The following is a 14,694-nucleotide window of genomic DNA, read 5'->3' as shown; positions in this document are numbered from 1 at the left end:
CCGCTGATATCTCGCCCGGCCAGACGTTATGACCCAAACGCGTGGTCAGGTGCCAGGGCAGACTGGCCGTTTTATCAGGGTTGGAAAGATAAACAGCGCGCGCCCTGCTCCCCGATTCGTCAGCGACCAGACGGCAATGGAACACAGTGAGCAGAGGGCCACAATCACCAGCGGATACAGGCTGGCCCACAGCCAGGAAAACCACGCTAATTCAAACAGCTGATGACGCTGTGCCAATAAAATGGCCGTCATACCGAAATACTCAATAAAGATACGATGGAGAACGTAAATGGGTAAAGTATGACGCCCCATCCAGTTGAGCCAGGCCATGCTGCTGATCTGATTTAACCGACGGCAGACGGCAATACTGATGAGGATGGCAAGGACAGATACGAAAAGGCGCTTATCCACACCGAACAGGCCGTGCAGACCTGCCACCAGCGCCAGCAACAACCACGGCAAGCTATTTTCCCGTCGCCACTCGCTCAAACGCAGCATCTGCGTACACCAGAACGTCCCCAGTATGAAGAACACAAAATACTGCGCCAGACTCTGTGGCCCCCAGAAGGGGATCACCTTTTCAACAGCCAGGTAATTGAGCAGCGTTGCCGCGACCAGCAATAGCACCTTATAACGCTGAAAAAGTTTAGCGCACAGGAAGTAGATCGCTAAACCATATAAGTACCATGAGGTACTCATCGCCAGAAATGTCAGCGTAAGAAACTCCGCCAGCGATCCCGCATAGGCCGCATTAAGATTTTGTGAAATACGCTGTCCGGTGATTTCTGTTGAAATCCCCACGATTGACCACCACTGAATGGCTCCCCATACAAGGTACAGGTAAAACAAATTAGTGATTCGGCTGGTCGTGATGTGCTTCCAGGGGCGATTAATAATGGCATTGCTGGCCAACAAACCTGAAACAAAGAAAAAAGCAGGCATACGCAGTGGGGATAATAATCTATTGAACTGCACCCACATCTCTGCGGGGAACACGCCCGCGCTCAGGTCTTTTAGCGTATTTTCAAAGCCGGGCAACACCGTATGGTACAGCACAACAAGCAGGATACAGATGCCTTTGAGCGTATTAATCCATGCAATGTGTTCTTTTTCATTGTGCTTCATCAGGGAATTTCCGCCGTGGTGTCATTCCAGAAAAAACGAATTCGCGCTGCTCATATGATCGTTATGTGGAAAGTATTCCGTATGTCCTGTCACCTGAATGTAGCGAAAGTCTTAAAGTTATCTGTCGGAAACGGTTTAGAACCCAGCTTTACAATAAAGGGTATTCTTTGACATTTATGCCGGCTTTAATTTGACGTCGGTAACATCCATTGAGCGTCAGAGTAAATCAGGATCGCCCGTCCACAACGGAATATGACTTTACTATGAATTTTCTCTGTCGGTACTTGCTTAACGCTATTTTTGCCATTACGTTAACTGTACTTTAAGACAGGCCACTCAACGTAAGTGCAGGTGAGCGTTATCCGACAATCACGAGTGAGTCAGTCCTCCAGGTAAAAGAGTTTGCTTAAGCCTTTGCCGGAAAAACATTTTTCCCTACGTCGAAACGTATTAATCATGTTGCCCCTTCTCCTGCCGCCTTTAGGGTAATTTCAGGTCCGGATATCACCTGAATAACAGAGAGCGCGCACGGGTCGTGTGGATAAATGCCGTTAATAGCTTATTCGTCTTTTTTATTTATGCCCTGCGGAATAACGCAGACAGGCTAAAAAGGCCATTTTGGCTTTTACGGATTCAGGATTAATTTTTCAGTTTTCCATTCGGCACGCGCTGTCTGAATGGTTGTTTCTGATTTACTCACAAATGGAATGTCATCATGAAGCAGACGCGTTTTACGCCCGTTGCCACTACCGCTACCGTTAACGACCAGCAGATACTGGCAAACGACTGGGGCACACTGACCAAATATGATATGACCTATGTGCGCACCGATGGCACAGAACAGCGCTTTACCCGTGAAGCTTATGATCGCGGTCACGGTGCGACCATCCTGCTCTACAACCGCGACGACAGGACGGTCATCCTGACCAGTCAGTTCCGCATGCCTGCTTTTTTGATCGGTCATCACTTTGAGCTGATTGAAGCCTGTGCCGGATTGCTCGACGCACGTGACCCCATTCAGGCCATCAGAAGCGAAGCGGAAGAAGAAACGGGATACAAGCTGAATGACGTCACTAAGATTGGCGAGATATTCATGAGCCCCGGTTCCGTTACCGAGCGTCTGCACTTTTTTATCGCCCCTTTTACCCGTGAGATGCGAATAAACGCGGGCGGGGGTATTGCCGCCGAAGGCGAAGATATCAAGGTGATTGAGGTGCCGATTAAAGAGGCGCTTGCCATGATTGATGCGGGGACCATCATTGACGCGAAAACCATTATTCTGATTCAGCATCTGGTCATCAAAGGCATCTGCACGCCAGACTAACGTAGACAAAAAACGGGCCAGTAAGCTGGCCCGTGAATTCAGGATGATGAGGTTTGCGTTTCCGCCTGATGCTTACTGAGTAAACGCGGGTGGATAAACAGTATCCGTCCGGGTCCACGGTTCAACAGCGTCCAGACCAACAGCGAAAGTAACGTACACACCGCCACGCCGGTTAACGGCATCAACAGCGCCCAACTCCAGCTAAAGCCCGCATTGCCGAACCAGCCATAATGTAGCGCCAGGGAGATGGCGCTCAGCCCCACTAACTCGATAAAAATACGGTGCAAGACATAAATCTGCAGCGTATTGCGTCCGATGTAATTCAACCAGGCCATATTGAAATGCGCGTTAAGAAAACGGCACAGCACAATGCCAAAGACGATGGTCAACAGGCTGTAAAACGGATTTTTATAAATGCCGCCCGCATGATGAAGGATGCCGATCAGCGCTATTGCGCCCAGCCACAGCCAGTGACGACCTTTCAGACCGCTGAGTTCAATTAATGCCGCGCTGAAAAAGACGCCCAGTAAGAAATAGAGATAGTTTTGCGCGACGCTGGCCGGTCCCCATCCGGGAATAAGGCTAAACTGTGCCGCATAGTTCGCCGCAATCGCAAATACGACCAGCACTATTTTCTGTCGATGAAAAAGCTTGGTCACCAGGAAGAATCCGGCCAGCGCATACAAGTACCACAGGCTGGTCATCGACAGCATTAACAGCTTGATAAACTCCAGCGGGGAATCAGCATAGGCGGCATTCTTACTGCTCGACAGCCGCTCCCCCAGATGGGTTGAGATGTAGTGGATACTCAGCCATTGAATCACGCCCCACAGCAGGTAGAGGTAGACAATATTGCTGAACTTCTTGGTAAAGACCGCTTTCCAGCTTTTCTTCACGACCGAATTGGCGGCCAGCAGTCCGGAGACAAAGAAAAATGCGGGCATCCGCAGGGGCGAAAGCCAGGTATTAAATGCTACCCACCAGTGAGCCGGGAACAGACCGGCAGTCAGATGAGGGAGCGAAGGTGCGAACGTGGTGATGATGGAGTGATGCAATACCACAAGTAAGATGCATCCTCCTTTGAGGGTATTAATCCAGAGGATTTCCTTTCTGTCCTGACTCATTATTTCGTCCTGATCGTGCGATGAATTTGTGAAGAATTATTTATATTTTCACGCAGGTCTCAATCAGGCGGCTCTTAAAAGTTACAGTCTGTTACTCGCGCAGAAGCTAATCCGGCATAAAACCATCAAAATCAATCCATTAAAATAATACTAAATGTAAATTTTCAGAAGAAACTGAGAGAATAAAAGCAGAGGGCACGGCAAGAAACGCCGCCTTATTCCGGCGGCGTCGACGTTTATTGATTAAGAAATTTATCGAGAAATTGTCGAGTCCGCGCTTGCTGTGGATCGCTAAACAGCGCTTTAGCCGGTCCATGTTCTACGATGCGTCCCTGATCCATAAAGATGGCGCGGTCGGCGACGTCGCGGGCAAAACTCATCTCATGCGTGACAATCACCATAGTACGCTTTTCCTGCGCCAGCGCGCGGATAGTGTTCAGCACCTCGCCCACCAGCTCCGGGTCCAGCGCAGACGTCGGCTCATCAAACAAAATCACTTCGGGTCGCATTGCCAGCGCACGGGCAATCGCAACACGCTGCTGTTGACCGCCGGAGAGACGCCTTGGGTAGCTGTCTTCTTTACCGTGAAGCCCGACTTTTTCAAGCAGGCTCCGCGCGCGGGCAATTGCGTCCGCCTTTGCTTCACCTTTTACAATCACCGGCCCTTCAATGATATTTTCCAGTACCGAGCGATGGGGAAACAGGTTGAAGTTTTGAAAGACAAAGCCCACCTGCTGGCGTAACAGGCGCACCTGCTCTTTCTGCTTGTGGATGCCCTGGCTGGCATCAATGGTGATATCCCCCACTTTAATGCGACCGGCGTCAGGCACTTCAAGCAGGTTAATACTGCGTAACAGCGTGGTTTTGCCCGAGCCGCTGGGGCCGATGATGGCGACGATTTCACCGGGCGCGACGTCAAGGTCAATGCCGTGCAGTACCGTTTGTCCGTTAAACTTTTTCACCAACTGGCGAACGTCGATTGCACTCATTTCGCCTCCTGATCCTGACGGTTAACGTGGGTTTCCAGACGGTTTTGCAATGCTGACAGCACGGTGGCCATCACCCAGTAGATCAGCGAAGCCGCCAGGTACATGGTGAACACTTCCAGGGTACGCGAGGTAATCAATTGCGCCTGGCGAAACAGTTCAGGAACCTGAATGGTGGCGGCCAGTGACGTATCTTTTACCAGGCTGATAAAGCTGTTTCCCAGGGGTGGCAACGCGGTGCGGGCAGCCTGTGGCAGAATAACCCGACGCAGGGTTTGCCACGGCGTCATGCCGATACTGGCAGCCGCTTCCCACTGACCACGCTCAATCGCTGCAATTGCGCCACGCAGCGACTCCGATGCATAGGCCGCCATATTCAGCGATAACCCAATCATCGCCGACGGAATGGGGTCCAGCTCAATGCCAAACTGCGGCAGACCGTAGTAGATCATAAACAGCTGCGCGATGAGCGGCGTGCCGCGAAAGATGGACACATAGATACGCGCCAGCCAGTTTACCGGCCAGAAGCGCGATAAACGCATCAGGGCCAGCAAAAAGCCCAGTATCAACCCAAAGAACATCCCGCCGATACTGAGCTGTAGCGTGAACAACGCGCCTTTAAGTAAAAAAGGTGCTGAATCCAGCACCAGTTGTAAACTTTCCTGCATTATTTCGTTACGTCCGCGCCAAACCATTTCTCTGACAGCTTTTTAAGTGAGCCGTCTTTCTGCATGTCCGCAATGGCCTGATCGATCGCTTTCAGCAAGTCTTCATTGCCTTTGCGCATTGCCACGCCCGCTTCCAGACGGGAGAATGCCGGACCGGCTACCGCCATGGTATCACCGGTTTTCTTCACCAGATCCAGGGCTGCCAGACGATCGACCAGAATCGCATCAACGCGACCAGAACGCAGATCCTGATACTTGGTTGGGTCATCATCGTAAGTACGGATATCCACGCCTTTGACGTTGGCACGTAACCACTGTTCGTAGTTCGTCCCCAGGCCTACACCGACTTTCTTACCGGCCAGATCCTCTGGTTTGGTAATGCTGCCCGCGTTTTTCTTCAGCGTCAGCGCCTGCACACCTGAAATGGTATAGGGCGTAGAGAAGTCATACTTCTTTTTACGCTCATCGGAGATCGTGACCTGATTGATCACCACATCGATACGTTTGGAATCTAAGGCGGCTAACATGCCATCCCACTTGGTCGGTTTAAGCTCGGCTTTCACCCCCATGTGTTTCGCCAGTTCCTGGGCGAACTCCACTTCAAAACCCGTCAGCTTGCCCTTTTCATCCTGAAAACTGAAAGGGGGATAGGTGCCTTCCAGGCCCACACGCAGCTCGCCTTTGCTTTTAACCTGCGCCAGTAAATTCTCCGCCGCAAAAGTTTTAACGCTAACGCCTGCAACCAGCGCAACAGCCATCATTCCCGTCACCAGCTGGCGACGAATCTGTGAAAAAGCCATGTTTACCCCATTTATTATTTATCAGTGTGGTGTTAAGCGGCTAAACACGGTTTGCCGCTCTGTCATTATGGGCGTTATTTCGCATAAGACGTCAAAATAACGCCTGAATTATAACCCTTTTTTGCGCTGCGTCTCAGACCGAAGGGTGATAAGCAAATAACGCCGGTGCACCGCCTGTATGCACAAACAACAACGGGCCTTCACGGCGAAAACGATTCTGGTTAATCCCATCAATAAGACCGGCCATCGCTTTACCGGTATAAACGGGATCAAGAAAAATGCCTTCAAGACGGGCCAGCATTTTCACCGCCGCCATGCCCTCTTCATTCGGCTCGCCGTAGCGCGGAGAAAAATACTCATCCCATAGCGTTATAGGTGCCTGCGCCTGCACGGCTAACTGCGTCGCCAGCGCCTGACGTAGTTCTTCAACCTTAGGCAATTGCTCACTGACTTTACGCGACACGGTTACGCCAACCAAATCGGTCTCTGGCAAGAGCTGCTCCAGTCCTATGGCCAGGCCCGCATGGGTTCCGGCGCTGCCTGACGCCACGACCACCGCCGCAAAATCCACTACGCCTTCACTTTGGTGCGCAATCTCCTGGGCACATTCCACGTAACCTAGCGCACCCAGTGCATTTGAGCCGCCCACAGGTAGCACGTAAGGCCGGAAACCCTGCGCCTCCAGACGTTCCGCCTGTTCCGCCAGCTGCGCAGCGGGATGGGTCAGGGCATCGACCATCACCACGTCAACATCCATCAGGTCCAGCATCAGGCGATTACCATTGGTCAGGTAGTTTTCACTCTGAGTCGCAATCGGATTTTCCAGTAACGCTACGCATTTCAGGCCCAGTTTTGCGGCGACCGCCGCCGTCTGCCGCACATGGTTTGACTGAATGGCACCCGCAGTCAGCAACACATCTGCGCCTTCACGCAGGGCATCTGCGGCCAGAAACTCCAGCTTACGCAGCTTGTTGCCGCCCATCGCCAGCGGCGTCACGTCATCACGTTTGATAAAGATGTCGCGGCCAAGATGGTCCGATAATCGCGGCAGGTATTCTAACGGCGTCGGTGCGCCCAGAAGTTCGATACGGGGAAACTGATGAATAAGATGTAAAGACAATGCGGCCTCCAGTTGGGCACAGAGCAGTGATCTTTACAGTGTTACAGAAGATGCAGAAAGGATCATCCTGAATTCAAACTCAGGTGATGAACGGAGAAGCGGTCGGGCAAGTATCCACTTGCTGTTACACAACTTCCCCATTTTCCCCCTGTGGACAGGGGAAAATGGGGTGGGAGACAGAATGTCAGAGGAAAACCTGCCTGACACTTTTACCCGATCCCTTAACGTTGCTGCCAGCCCAAAAACTGGTCGTACTTACGAAGCGCAATACGATAATTGTTATTACCTGCATCGGGTAAGTCTTCTTCCAGGCATTGATGCCAGCTATTGCCTGTGAGTTTTTCAGCCGGAAAATTTCTGGCCTTCAACATATCGTCAAGCCGACGTAAGCGAACCACATATTCACGAATGGTGCTTGGGCTCATTTCAGTCTGTTCAAACAGATATTGTTTGAAGGCCATGATGTCAAAATAATTAGGATGCGTATTACAAAAAATATCGCTGCAAAAACGACAAAGTGCCGTTAATTCTGGCTGCAGTTTTAGCCAAAGCGGCTCATCAATCATTTGGTCCATCCGTGCGATGGCCTCTTTATTGATGATCTGGCCACGAAAGACCAGCGCCATACGGTCTAATACTTTGCCACAGTGTGAACAATTGTTTTGGCTGTGTTTGTAGTCTTTAAGATAACGACTTAAAGGTCTGGCTTTGGTTTTGGCTCCCACTGTTGAGTCCCCGATTTCTTATTATTTATAGATCGCCAGGAACTGAGCCTTCTAGCGCGCTCCCGTAAGTCGGGCACGCAAGCGTTTTATCGCCTGACTGTGCAGTTGGCTGACTCGGGATTCCCCCACGTCAAGTACCGCGCCAATCTCTTTCAGATTCAGTTCTTCCTGGTAGTACAGTGTCAGCACCATCTTCTCGCGCTCGGGCAAAGCCTCGATCGCTTCAATGACGCGTTCACGCAGACTCCCTTCCATTAACTGATGAAGTGGATTGGCCTCTTCGTGCCCTTCCGTCACCAGTTCCGCACTGTCACCGTGTTCTTCTCGATACTCATCGTACGAAAAGAGCTGGCTGTTGTTGGTATCCAACAGAATCTGCCGGTACTCTTCTATCGAAACATTCAACTGTTGCGCGACTTCCTGTTCAGAAGCGGCCCGACCCAGCATCTGTTCGACCTGATGCATAGCCCCGGCTACCTCACGAGCATTTCGTCTGACGCTACGCGGCGCCCAGTCCCGGCTGCGAAGCTCATCAAGCATGGCCCCACGAATGCGCTGTACTGCATACGTGGTAAAGGCGGTACCCTGAAGCGCGTCATAGCGCTCCACCGCATTCAACAGACCAATGCCCCCGGCTTGAAGCAGGTCGTCAAGTTCAACACTGGCTGGCAGGCGGACCTGTAAGCGCAGTGCTTCATGACGTACCAGTGGGACGTAGCGCTGCCAGAGCGAATGTTTGTCCATCACGCCATCGGCGGTATAGAGATCGTTCACGTTGACTACCCTGCGTTAATGAAGTTATCGGCATGATTATGCAATTCTGTAGGGCTTTTGATTGGCTGAATAGGCGGGATAAACCAAGGTTATTTCAAATTTGTGATGTTTCAGAGCGGAAGGTTCCGCTCTGTACAGACAGACTAACGTAATGACAGTAAACGCTGGCGGGTTGCGGATGGCACGTTTTCCCACAGTGCACAAACCTGCCCTTCCATCTCCTGATAAAACGGACCAATGCTTTCACGCGTTTTTTCATCCGCATGAAAACGCACCTGCCCGGAATCACCATCAATGCTTATCATTTTGTTGACAAAAAGCCGCTGTAAATCGCTGCGCAGGAACAACCCGTTATCCACACTGTTGTCTGCCAGAAAACCCTCATCGTTTTCTCGTGTGTCGATATGGCAGGCCTCAACCCACGGCCACAGATGCGGGTCGAGAAGGCTGGTTCCGGTAATAATACAGGCACCGTAGCGCGCTTTTACCGCCGCCATAAATTCTGACTGGCTGGCTTTCTGCAACACTTTGGCTTTGACACGCCGCCCCACTTCAGTACCAGGCATAACTGCAGCCGGAATCTTGTGTTCGGGCGTGCTCAGTACCACAATAAACTGGATGCGACGAGACTGCGGGAAACAGGGGTTAGACTGCACGTTGAACAGCTGCCACCAGGCATCTTCTTCATCTTCACGCATCAAAACCAGTTTATAACCCCGGCTGTTGATCAGGTTTTGCGCCTGCGCAGAATGGGGATCGACCATGGCATAGACATAGCTTTTCCCTATCACCTTCCAGCGATTATCCTCATCCTCTTTTCCACGGCGAAAATAGTGAAAAGGCTGCTGCTGTTTAAGGTAGTACTCAAAACGGCGCAAATAGTTTTTCCGTTCATTGTCGTTAGCAATGAACAACAGGTCTTCCAGAGGACTGTTACTCTCTTCCTGAGCAAAGACAGCACGAATTTTTAACGTCCGATAGCTGGTTGAAGGACTCAGCAGCGCACGCGCCGTCAGTTCTTTCTCATCAGGGTATTGCTGTGCATAACGCCGGGCGATCTCTTCAAAAGAAAGGCGTTCGCCCGGAAGCAGGTCATAGTTAAAGCGCATAACCACCCCAGAACATGAAAAGTTATATCAAAATGAGAGTCATTCTGAAGGGGATTATCGGCATAGTTGTAATGAACTGTAACGCTGCGATGACTTTTTTATTATTTCCCCGTCCGGATTAAAATCCTGCCGTTTTAGTACGTCACATTTGCCTTATTACGCGAGAAAACAGGTATTTTCGTCGCGGATGACCGGGTGTCTTTTCCGCTTGTGCGCTGTGTCTGTTGCTTATCCTTTACTTTACCTGCTTTTTTATCGGTTATTCTTGCCATTAGTTTCACTTGCAAGCTCGTATTCTTTCATCATCACTCTGCAAGCGTAGACCGGTTCTAGAGGAAGTGAATAGCGGGGACGTCATACATGCCCATCGTAAATGGGTTGATTGTAGAACGGGTGACAATTTCCAGAGAGTTAAGGGGCATGGCCTGAGATCAGGGCTTCCAGGAAACCTTGCTGAAACAATTACCTAAAGGACCACACCTGCCAAATGAGGAATAACCGCAAAGTGACTTTTCTATCGCCAGTACTGCTGTTGATACTGTGTGCAAATGATCAGCAAGGAACATTACCGCAGGAGTCGCTCTGATGCGCGTTTTACTAACAGGTGCTTATGGTCAACTGGGCCGCTGCATACTGGATCGCTTTCCCACAGACTGGATTACCCTGGCGTGTGGGTCAGCGGAACTTGATATTACTAAAAGATCTGCAATTGAACTGATTGTAAAAAAATTCCGGCCTGATGTGATAATGAATGCAGCGGCCTATACAGCAGTAGACAAAGCTGAAACCGACCGCGTCAGAGCGATGAAAATAAATGCGCTTGGCGCCGAAAATATTGCACTTGTTGCCAGAAAATATGGTTCACGCCTTATCCATATCTCTACAGACTACGTATTCGATGGCAGAAAAAAAACGCCTTATAATGAAGATGACTCACCCTGCCCTATTAATTTCTATGGTTTGAGCAAGTGGGAAGGTGAAACTCGCATATTAAATATTTTACCTAATGCTGTAATTTTGCGGGCTTCATGGATATTTAGTGAATATGGTGACAACTTTGTCCAAAGGATATTAAAACTGGCTAAATCGCACGGCGAAATTAAAGTCGTTAATGATCAGTTTGGCTGCCCAACTTATGGCGGAGATGTGGCACTGGCAATGATAAAACTTGCCGAGCGCGTTGAAAGTCAGGGAATTTATCATTTTTGTGGCGACCAAAAAGTTAGTTGGTGTGAATTTGCTCAAACCATCTTCATCATTGCCCAATACGACGTAATTGTAAAAGGCATTGATAGCGGTAGTTATCCTACCAATGCCTTAAGACCAACGAACAGTGTTCTGAGTTGCGAAAAAATTCGTGATCTTGGTATTTCCCCATCAAATTGGGAAGCTGCGCTTCGTCTTGTTGTTCCAACTCCTGCCTATTGTTAGTATGACCAGTCAAGCCTGCATAACATGACAGGCTTGAAAACTGGAGATATCCAACACCTGGACATATCCGATGCGAATTTGAATATTAAAACCAACCTGACATCAAATCCCTTGAATTAAATTCGCATTTAAAAAAAACTATTCTTGATTAAAAATCATCGCTTCGCTTTTAAGGACATAGGCTTGCTCCAGATATTTTTGCAGAGCATATTTCCATTCAGACGCTTTGTTTTTGATAACTTTAATCCCTGTCAGAGAATCGTATTGCATAACATCACTGGCAAAACATGGTACACCCAAAGCCTGCCAGGCTAATACATCAAAGGCACCCTTATGTCTGTTAAAATTCCCTCTTTCGAGTGGTGCTAATGCTAAATCAGCATTGAGGTGCAAGAGCGTGCCAAAGAAGTCTTTTTTTACGACTTTCCGGTGATATTCTTTAATATTTGGTTTAAGTTCCGCGGGGCATTCACCATAAATAATCCAGTCAATTCTCTCAGAATAGTGCTGAATAACAGGTAATAAAAAACGCCAATCACTCTCTCGAAGTGAATGTAAAGCAAGGGCAACCCTAGGCTTGTTATGTATTGTTTTTTCTGTAAGTAAAGACTCAATTACAACATCATCAGGAATATTAATCACGTTTTCGTTCATTGTAGAGAAGAACTGTTCCGCTTCAATGTTACGTACAATAACCATATCAAGCTTGCAGATGATTTCTTTTAGATTTAATAGATTATGTTTACTGTAATCGTAGAATACTGTTGCATCCAATATAACAAATCCTGCTTGCTTCTGTTTTTTTAGCGAGAGATGTTTTATCAACTCTGGAGCCATAATATCGTTATAAATGAAATAGCATGCACCGAGACTTGCAATTTCATTAGCAGTCAATCCATTACTAACTGAGGCGAATCCATTTATACCCTGTGATGAAAACGCACGAGATAACGTATCCCCGCGGAGTTGGGTCTCAGTGTTATTAACCGTATCGAGATAAACAACGCCTTTACGATGAAGTCGCAGAGGGTAGAGAGAGAGATTTTTTTCAAGTCTGTAATGATCATCGTGGAAGTTATAAGCTTTACAAGCAAAAGGATCGACACCCTCAGCCAGAAAGAATGTTTCATCAATTAGCGCACTGTCCTGATGCGGAAGGTGGATGAGCTTTGCTATATCATTTCCTTCGTATGTCATTACTGCCTCATGAGCCACCACATTAAAAAGACCATGCTGACAGAAACACATTAAAAGATGACTCACAGCCGATTGTAACAGTTGAAAGCGTGCGTCGAGTTTGCCTGCCATAATGAAACTACGGGTTTTAAACAAAATACAGGCCGCATTCAAACTCGAAACATTACGATCAACGATCAACTTCATCCAGGGGCCCTGAGCAGAAAGCGCTTCACCATATCCCTGATTGTAAATTCCTACATGCGGTATAATTTCCTGACCAGCACTATAAATAAGGTTATTTTCTAACGTCAATTTCCCACCCACTGCAGCGATAGTGTCACGCTTCAAGTGTTTAAGCATTGTGCGAGGCCACCCATTATTACAAAAAATCATGCCTGCACTGACCAGGAGAAAATGCTCAGTCTCACATTCAGAAACAACCAAATTTATTTTTTCGGAAATGGCAATATCATTTTTCGACTTATGAATTTTGAACCTTGCTGAATCTACTTCGATTAAATTATTTAACCATAAATCACACTCTGGATAAGTCTTGTCTTCATGAATAACGATGAATTGATAATCGATGCCATCAAGTGTTTCCAGGCATGAAAGAATCGTTTTCTGCAAGCTATCAAGATTATTGTATCCATAAACAATAATAGTATATTTATCCACACAGCATTGTTCATCCATCATTTTAACAGTCGCAAAATTATTTTTCACGACACTAAAATTTTTACTACCTGATTCATGATAGTGTTTTTTTATCGTCGCCAAATTTGATTCTGTAACCTCAACACTATTTGTTTGAGCACAAACAATCGCGAGTGGAATATGTATCATGCTTGACGTTAGATTAAGTCTGATTAAGACAGATAAAAAGCGTAGTTCTGCGTCAGCAAAAATTGTTCCGGGTTCAAGAAAACGTTCCAAAAGTTTGCCATTACGAAGCAAAAAATGCTTTCCCATTAATCCTGGCATTTGCAAAATCAAATCAGGATTAATACCGGGTGAAAAAAAGGGGGCATTTTCTCCGGATGGAAAACGGTAGCTCTTATCAAACATACCAATTTCTGCTACACATTCATTGAATACAGAAAGTGCAGATAAAAACATGTTAGTGTGCAGCATGTCAGTATCATGCATTATGAAAGTAGTTGCGTCAGGAAAAGCAAAGTAATCCTCTAACTTTCCACTAAACTCATTTTGCGCATTCACAAAACCCACATCAATATTTAGCAACTTATTTAAACCCAGGCTTTTATTATCCGGATCTTTCCTCTCAGCATTATCATCAACAATTACCAGAAAATTAATTTTCTGGCTTATCAGGTCTTGTGAAATCTGACTATCATTGTAGTGTTGATGAATATTTTTCAACCAACTCACTTCATCATAAATACGTAAAGCAGATTTTTCTTGTGCCCTACGCTGTGTTTTTTCAAAAAAAACATTGAGTTGAGCAATGAATTCATCATCAAATTTTTTTATATGCAGATGAACTTTATATAACTCACTTCGCGCTTTTTCCAGACTGTTCGAATCATCAGCCCAGGCAACACCACCACCACCCATATCAACTATCGCAGCGTTACCAATTGCTAATTTCTCGTATCCTTTTGCTATTTTTGCAACGACAGGAGCCCCGCACATAGCCGCTAAATTACAGGTCCCTGACCACTCATAGGTATAAAAAACCTTAGCCTGTCGTAATTTATTAGCAAGTTCATCTAATGGCAGGGGGTTTTGAATAGAGATTATTTCGATATCGTCAGGAAGTTCACTAAAGTTTATAGCGCTTTCAGGAACCCTGTTTAGATATAATAAATTTAGTGTTTTCTCTCTATCATCATCAAAGAAAAGTTCTTTATCAGGGCCTACTAAGGTCAAAAAATCGACATTTATTTCATTCACTATTAATTGAGAACTGTACCAGAAAATGAAATCCTCAACGCCCTCATCCATCTTATTTCCGTTAAGTAAAGCTTCATGATTCAACATGTAACGCACTACAACTTCGGCCTGAAGAGGATTACCTGATTGTATTTCTGGATATACAGCGATCCCGGGACAGTTCTCATTAACATGCCGTGCATAAGACGCTTCATCAAGGAGTGGCGTATTCCAACGGGGATTTGTCAATTGACAACCTACCATATAGGCTTCCCCCCCCTCAGAATTAATCCGATGGCATAGTTTGTGCAGTACCTGGATGCCGCCTGACGACTCTCTGTAATCAGGAGAAAGTATGTAGTAAGGGTGCGTTAATGTCATGGTGTTATTTCCTTTATCCCAAATTCAGATATATAAATTTGCATCCTGTGAA

12 protein-coding genes are annotated in these 14,694 nt (G+C 47.3%); 2 read left to right on the top strand and 10 right to left on the bottom strand.

Going from position 1 to position 14,694, the window contains the following annotated elements:
- Positions 1 to 45 precede the first annotated feature (45 nt).
- Positions 46 to 1,125, bottom strand: a complete 1,080-nt coding sequence (locus FBY13_RS07630; protein WP_145393873.1) for an acyltransferase family protein — start codon at positions 1,123 to 1,125, stop codon at positions 46 to 48.
- Positions 1,126 to 1,840: 715 nt separating this feature from the next.
- Between FBY13_RS07630 and FBY13_RS07625 the strand changes: the two genes are divergently transcribed.
- On the top strand, positions 1,841 to 2,449 hold the full coding sequence (locus FBY13_RS07625; RefSeq protein ID WP_063879950.1) for an NUDIX domain-containing protein: 609 nt from the start codon (positions 1,841 to 1,843) through the stop codon (positions 2,447 to 2,449).
- 38 nt (positions 2,450 to 2,487) lie between these two features.
- Here FBY13_RS07625 and FBY13_RS07620 read toward each other — a convergent pair whose 3' ends face one another.
- The 8 genes from FBY13_RS07620 to FBY13_RS07585 form a co-directional block, all read right to left on the bottom strand.
- On the bottom strand, positions 2,488 to 3,573 hold the full coding sequence (locus FBY13_RS07620; protein WP_145393872.1) for an acyltransferase family protein: 1,086 nt from the start codon (positions 3,571 to 3,573) through the stop codon (positions 2,488 to 2,490).
- A gap of 236 nt (positions 3,574 to 3,809) precedes the next feature.
- Positions 3,810 to 4,562 carry an L-cystine ABC transporter ATP-binding protein TcyN gene (gene tcyN, locus FBY13_RS07615; protein ID WP_063879952.1) on the bottom strand — a complete coding sequence of 251 codons (753 nt, stop codon included), beginning with the start codon at positions 4,560 to 4,562 and terminating at the stop codon, positions 3,810 to 3,812.
- On the bottom strand, positions 4,559 to 5,227 hold the full coding sequence (gene tcyL, locus FBY13_RS07610; protein WP_145393871.1) for a cystine ABC transporter permease: 669 nt from the start codon (positions 5,225 to 5,227) through the stop codon (positions 4,559 to 4,561). The genes tcyN and tcyL overlap by 4 nt, the downstream gene beginning before the upstream one ends.
- Positions 5,227 to 6,027, bottom strand: coding sequence for a cystine ABC transporter substrate-binding protein (gene tcyJ / locus FBY13_RS07605; RefSeq protein WP_063879954.1), 801 nt, complete (start codon positions 6,025 to 6,027; stop codon positions 5,227 to 5,229). The genes tcyL and tcyJ overlap by 1 nt, the downstream gene beginning before the upstream one ends.
- A gap of 133 nt (positions 6,028 to 6,160) precedes the next feature.
- Positions 6,161 to 7,147, bottom strand: a complete 987-nt coding sequence (locus FBY13_RS07600; RefSeq protein WP_145393870.1) for a D-cysteine desulfhydrase — start codon at positions 7,145 to 7,147, stop codon at positions 6,161 to 6,163.
- Positions 7,148 to 7,368: 221 nt separating this feature from the next.
- Positions 7,369 to 7,872, bottom strand: a complete 504-nt coding sequence (gene fliZ / locus FBY13_RS07595; protein ID WP_063879956.1) for a flagella biosynthesis regulatory protein FliZ — start codon at positions 7,870 to 7,872, stop codon at positions 7,369 to 7,371.
- Between the two features lie 51 nt (positions 7,873 to 7,923).
- Positions 7,924 to 8,646: an RNA polymerase sigma factor FliA gene (locus tag FBY13_RS07590; RefSeq protein WP_063879957.1), complete on the bottom strand. Its 723-nt coding sequence runs from the start codon at positions 8,644 to 8,646 to the stop codon at positions 7,924 to 7,926.
- A 143-nt stretch (positions 8,647 to 8,789) separates the two neighbouring features.
- On the bottom strand, positions 8,790 to 9,755 hold the full coding sequence (locus FBY13_RS07585; protein ID WP_063879958.1) for an HNH endonuclease signature motif containing protein: 966 nt from the start codon (positions 9,753 to 9,755) through the stop codon (positions 8,790 to 8,792).
- A 585-nt stretch (positions 9,756 to 10,340) separates the two neighbouring features.
- Between FBY13_RS07585 and rfbD the strand changes: the two genes are divergently transcribed.
- Positions 10,341 to 11,186: a dTDP-4-dehydrorhamnose reductase gene (rfbD, locus tag FBY13_RS07580; protein WP_145393869.1), complete on the top strand. Its 846-nt coding sequence runs from the start codon at positions 10,341 to 10,343 to the stop codon at positions 11,184 to 11,186.
- 138 nt (positions 11,187 to 11,324) lie between these two features.
- Here rfbD and FBY13_RS07575 read toward each other — a convergent pair whose 3' ends face one another.
- A complete protein-coding gene (locus FBY13_RS07575) occupies positions 11,325 to 14,642 on the bottom strand; it encodes a glycosyltransferase family A protein (protein WP_145393868.1) in 3,318 nt (1,105 codons plus the stop codon).
- Positions 14,643 to 14,694 lie beyond the last annotated feature (52 nt).

It is taken from the genome of Pantoea sp. SJZ147, assembly GCF_007828605.1.
Lineage (GTDB): Bacteria > Pseudomonadota > Gammaproteobacteria > Enterobacterales > Enterobacteriaceae > Pantoea > Pantoea allii.
This window is presented reverse-complemented; position numbering and strand designations above follow the sequence as displayed.

Bases quoted from the DNA above. Each gene is read 5' to 3' on its own strand.
- FBY13_RS07630 (WP_145393873.1), bottom strand. From the start codon at position 1,125: ATGAAGCACAATGAAAAAGAACACATTGCATGGATTAATACGCTCAAA.
- FBY13_RS07625 (WP_063879950.1), top strand. From the start codon at position 1,841: ATGAAGCAGACGCGTTTTACGCCCGTTGCCACTACCGCTACCGTTAAC.
- FBY13_RS07620 (WP_145393872.1), bottom strand. From the start codon at position 3,573: ATGAGTCAGGACAGAAAGGAAATCCTCTGGATTAATACCCTCAAAGGA.
- tcyN (WP_063879952.1), bottom strand. From the start codon at position 4,562: ATGAGTGCAATCGACGTTCGCCAGTTGGTGAAAAAGTTTAACGGACAA.
- tcyL (WP_145393871.1), bottom strand. From the start codon at position 5,227: ATGCAGGAAAGTTTACAACTGGTGCTGGATTCAGCACCTTTTTTACTT.
- tcyJ (WP_063879954.1), bottom strand. From the start codon at position 6,027: ATGGCTTTTTCACAGATTCGTCGCCAGCTGGTGACGGGAATGATGGCT.
- FBY13_RS07585 (WP_063879958.1), bottom strand. From the start codon at position 9,755: ATGCGCTTTAACTATGACCTGCTTCCGGGCGAACGCCTTTCTTTTGAA.
- rfbD (WP_145393869.1), top strand. From the start codon at position 10,341: ATGCGCGTTTTACTAACAGGTGCTTATGGTCAACTGGGCCGCTGCATA.
- FBY13_RS07575 (WP_145393868.1), bottom strand. From the start codon at position 14,642: ATGACATTAACGCACCCTTACTACATACTTTCTCCTGATTACAGAGAG.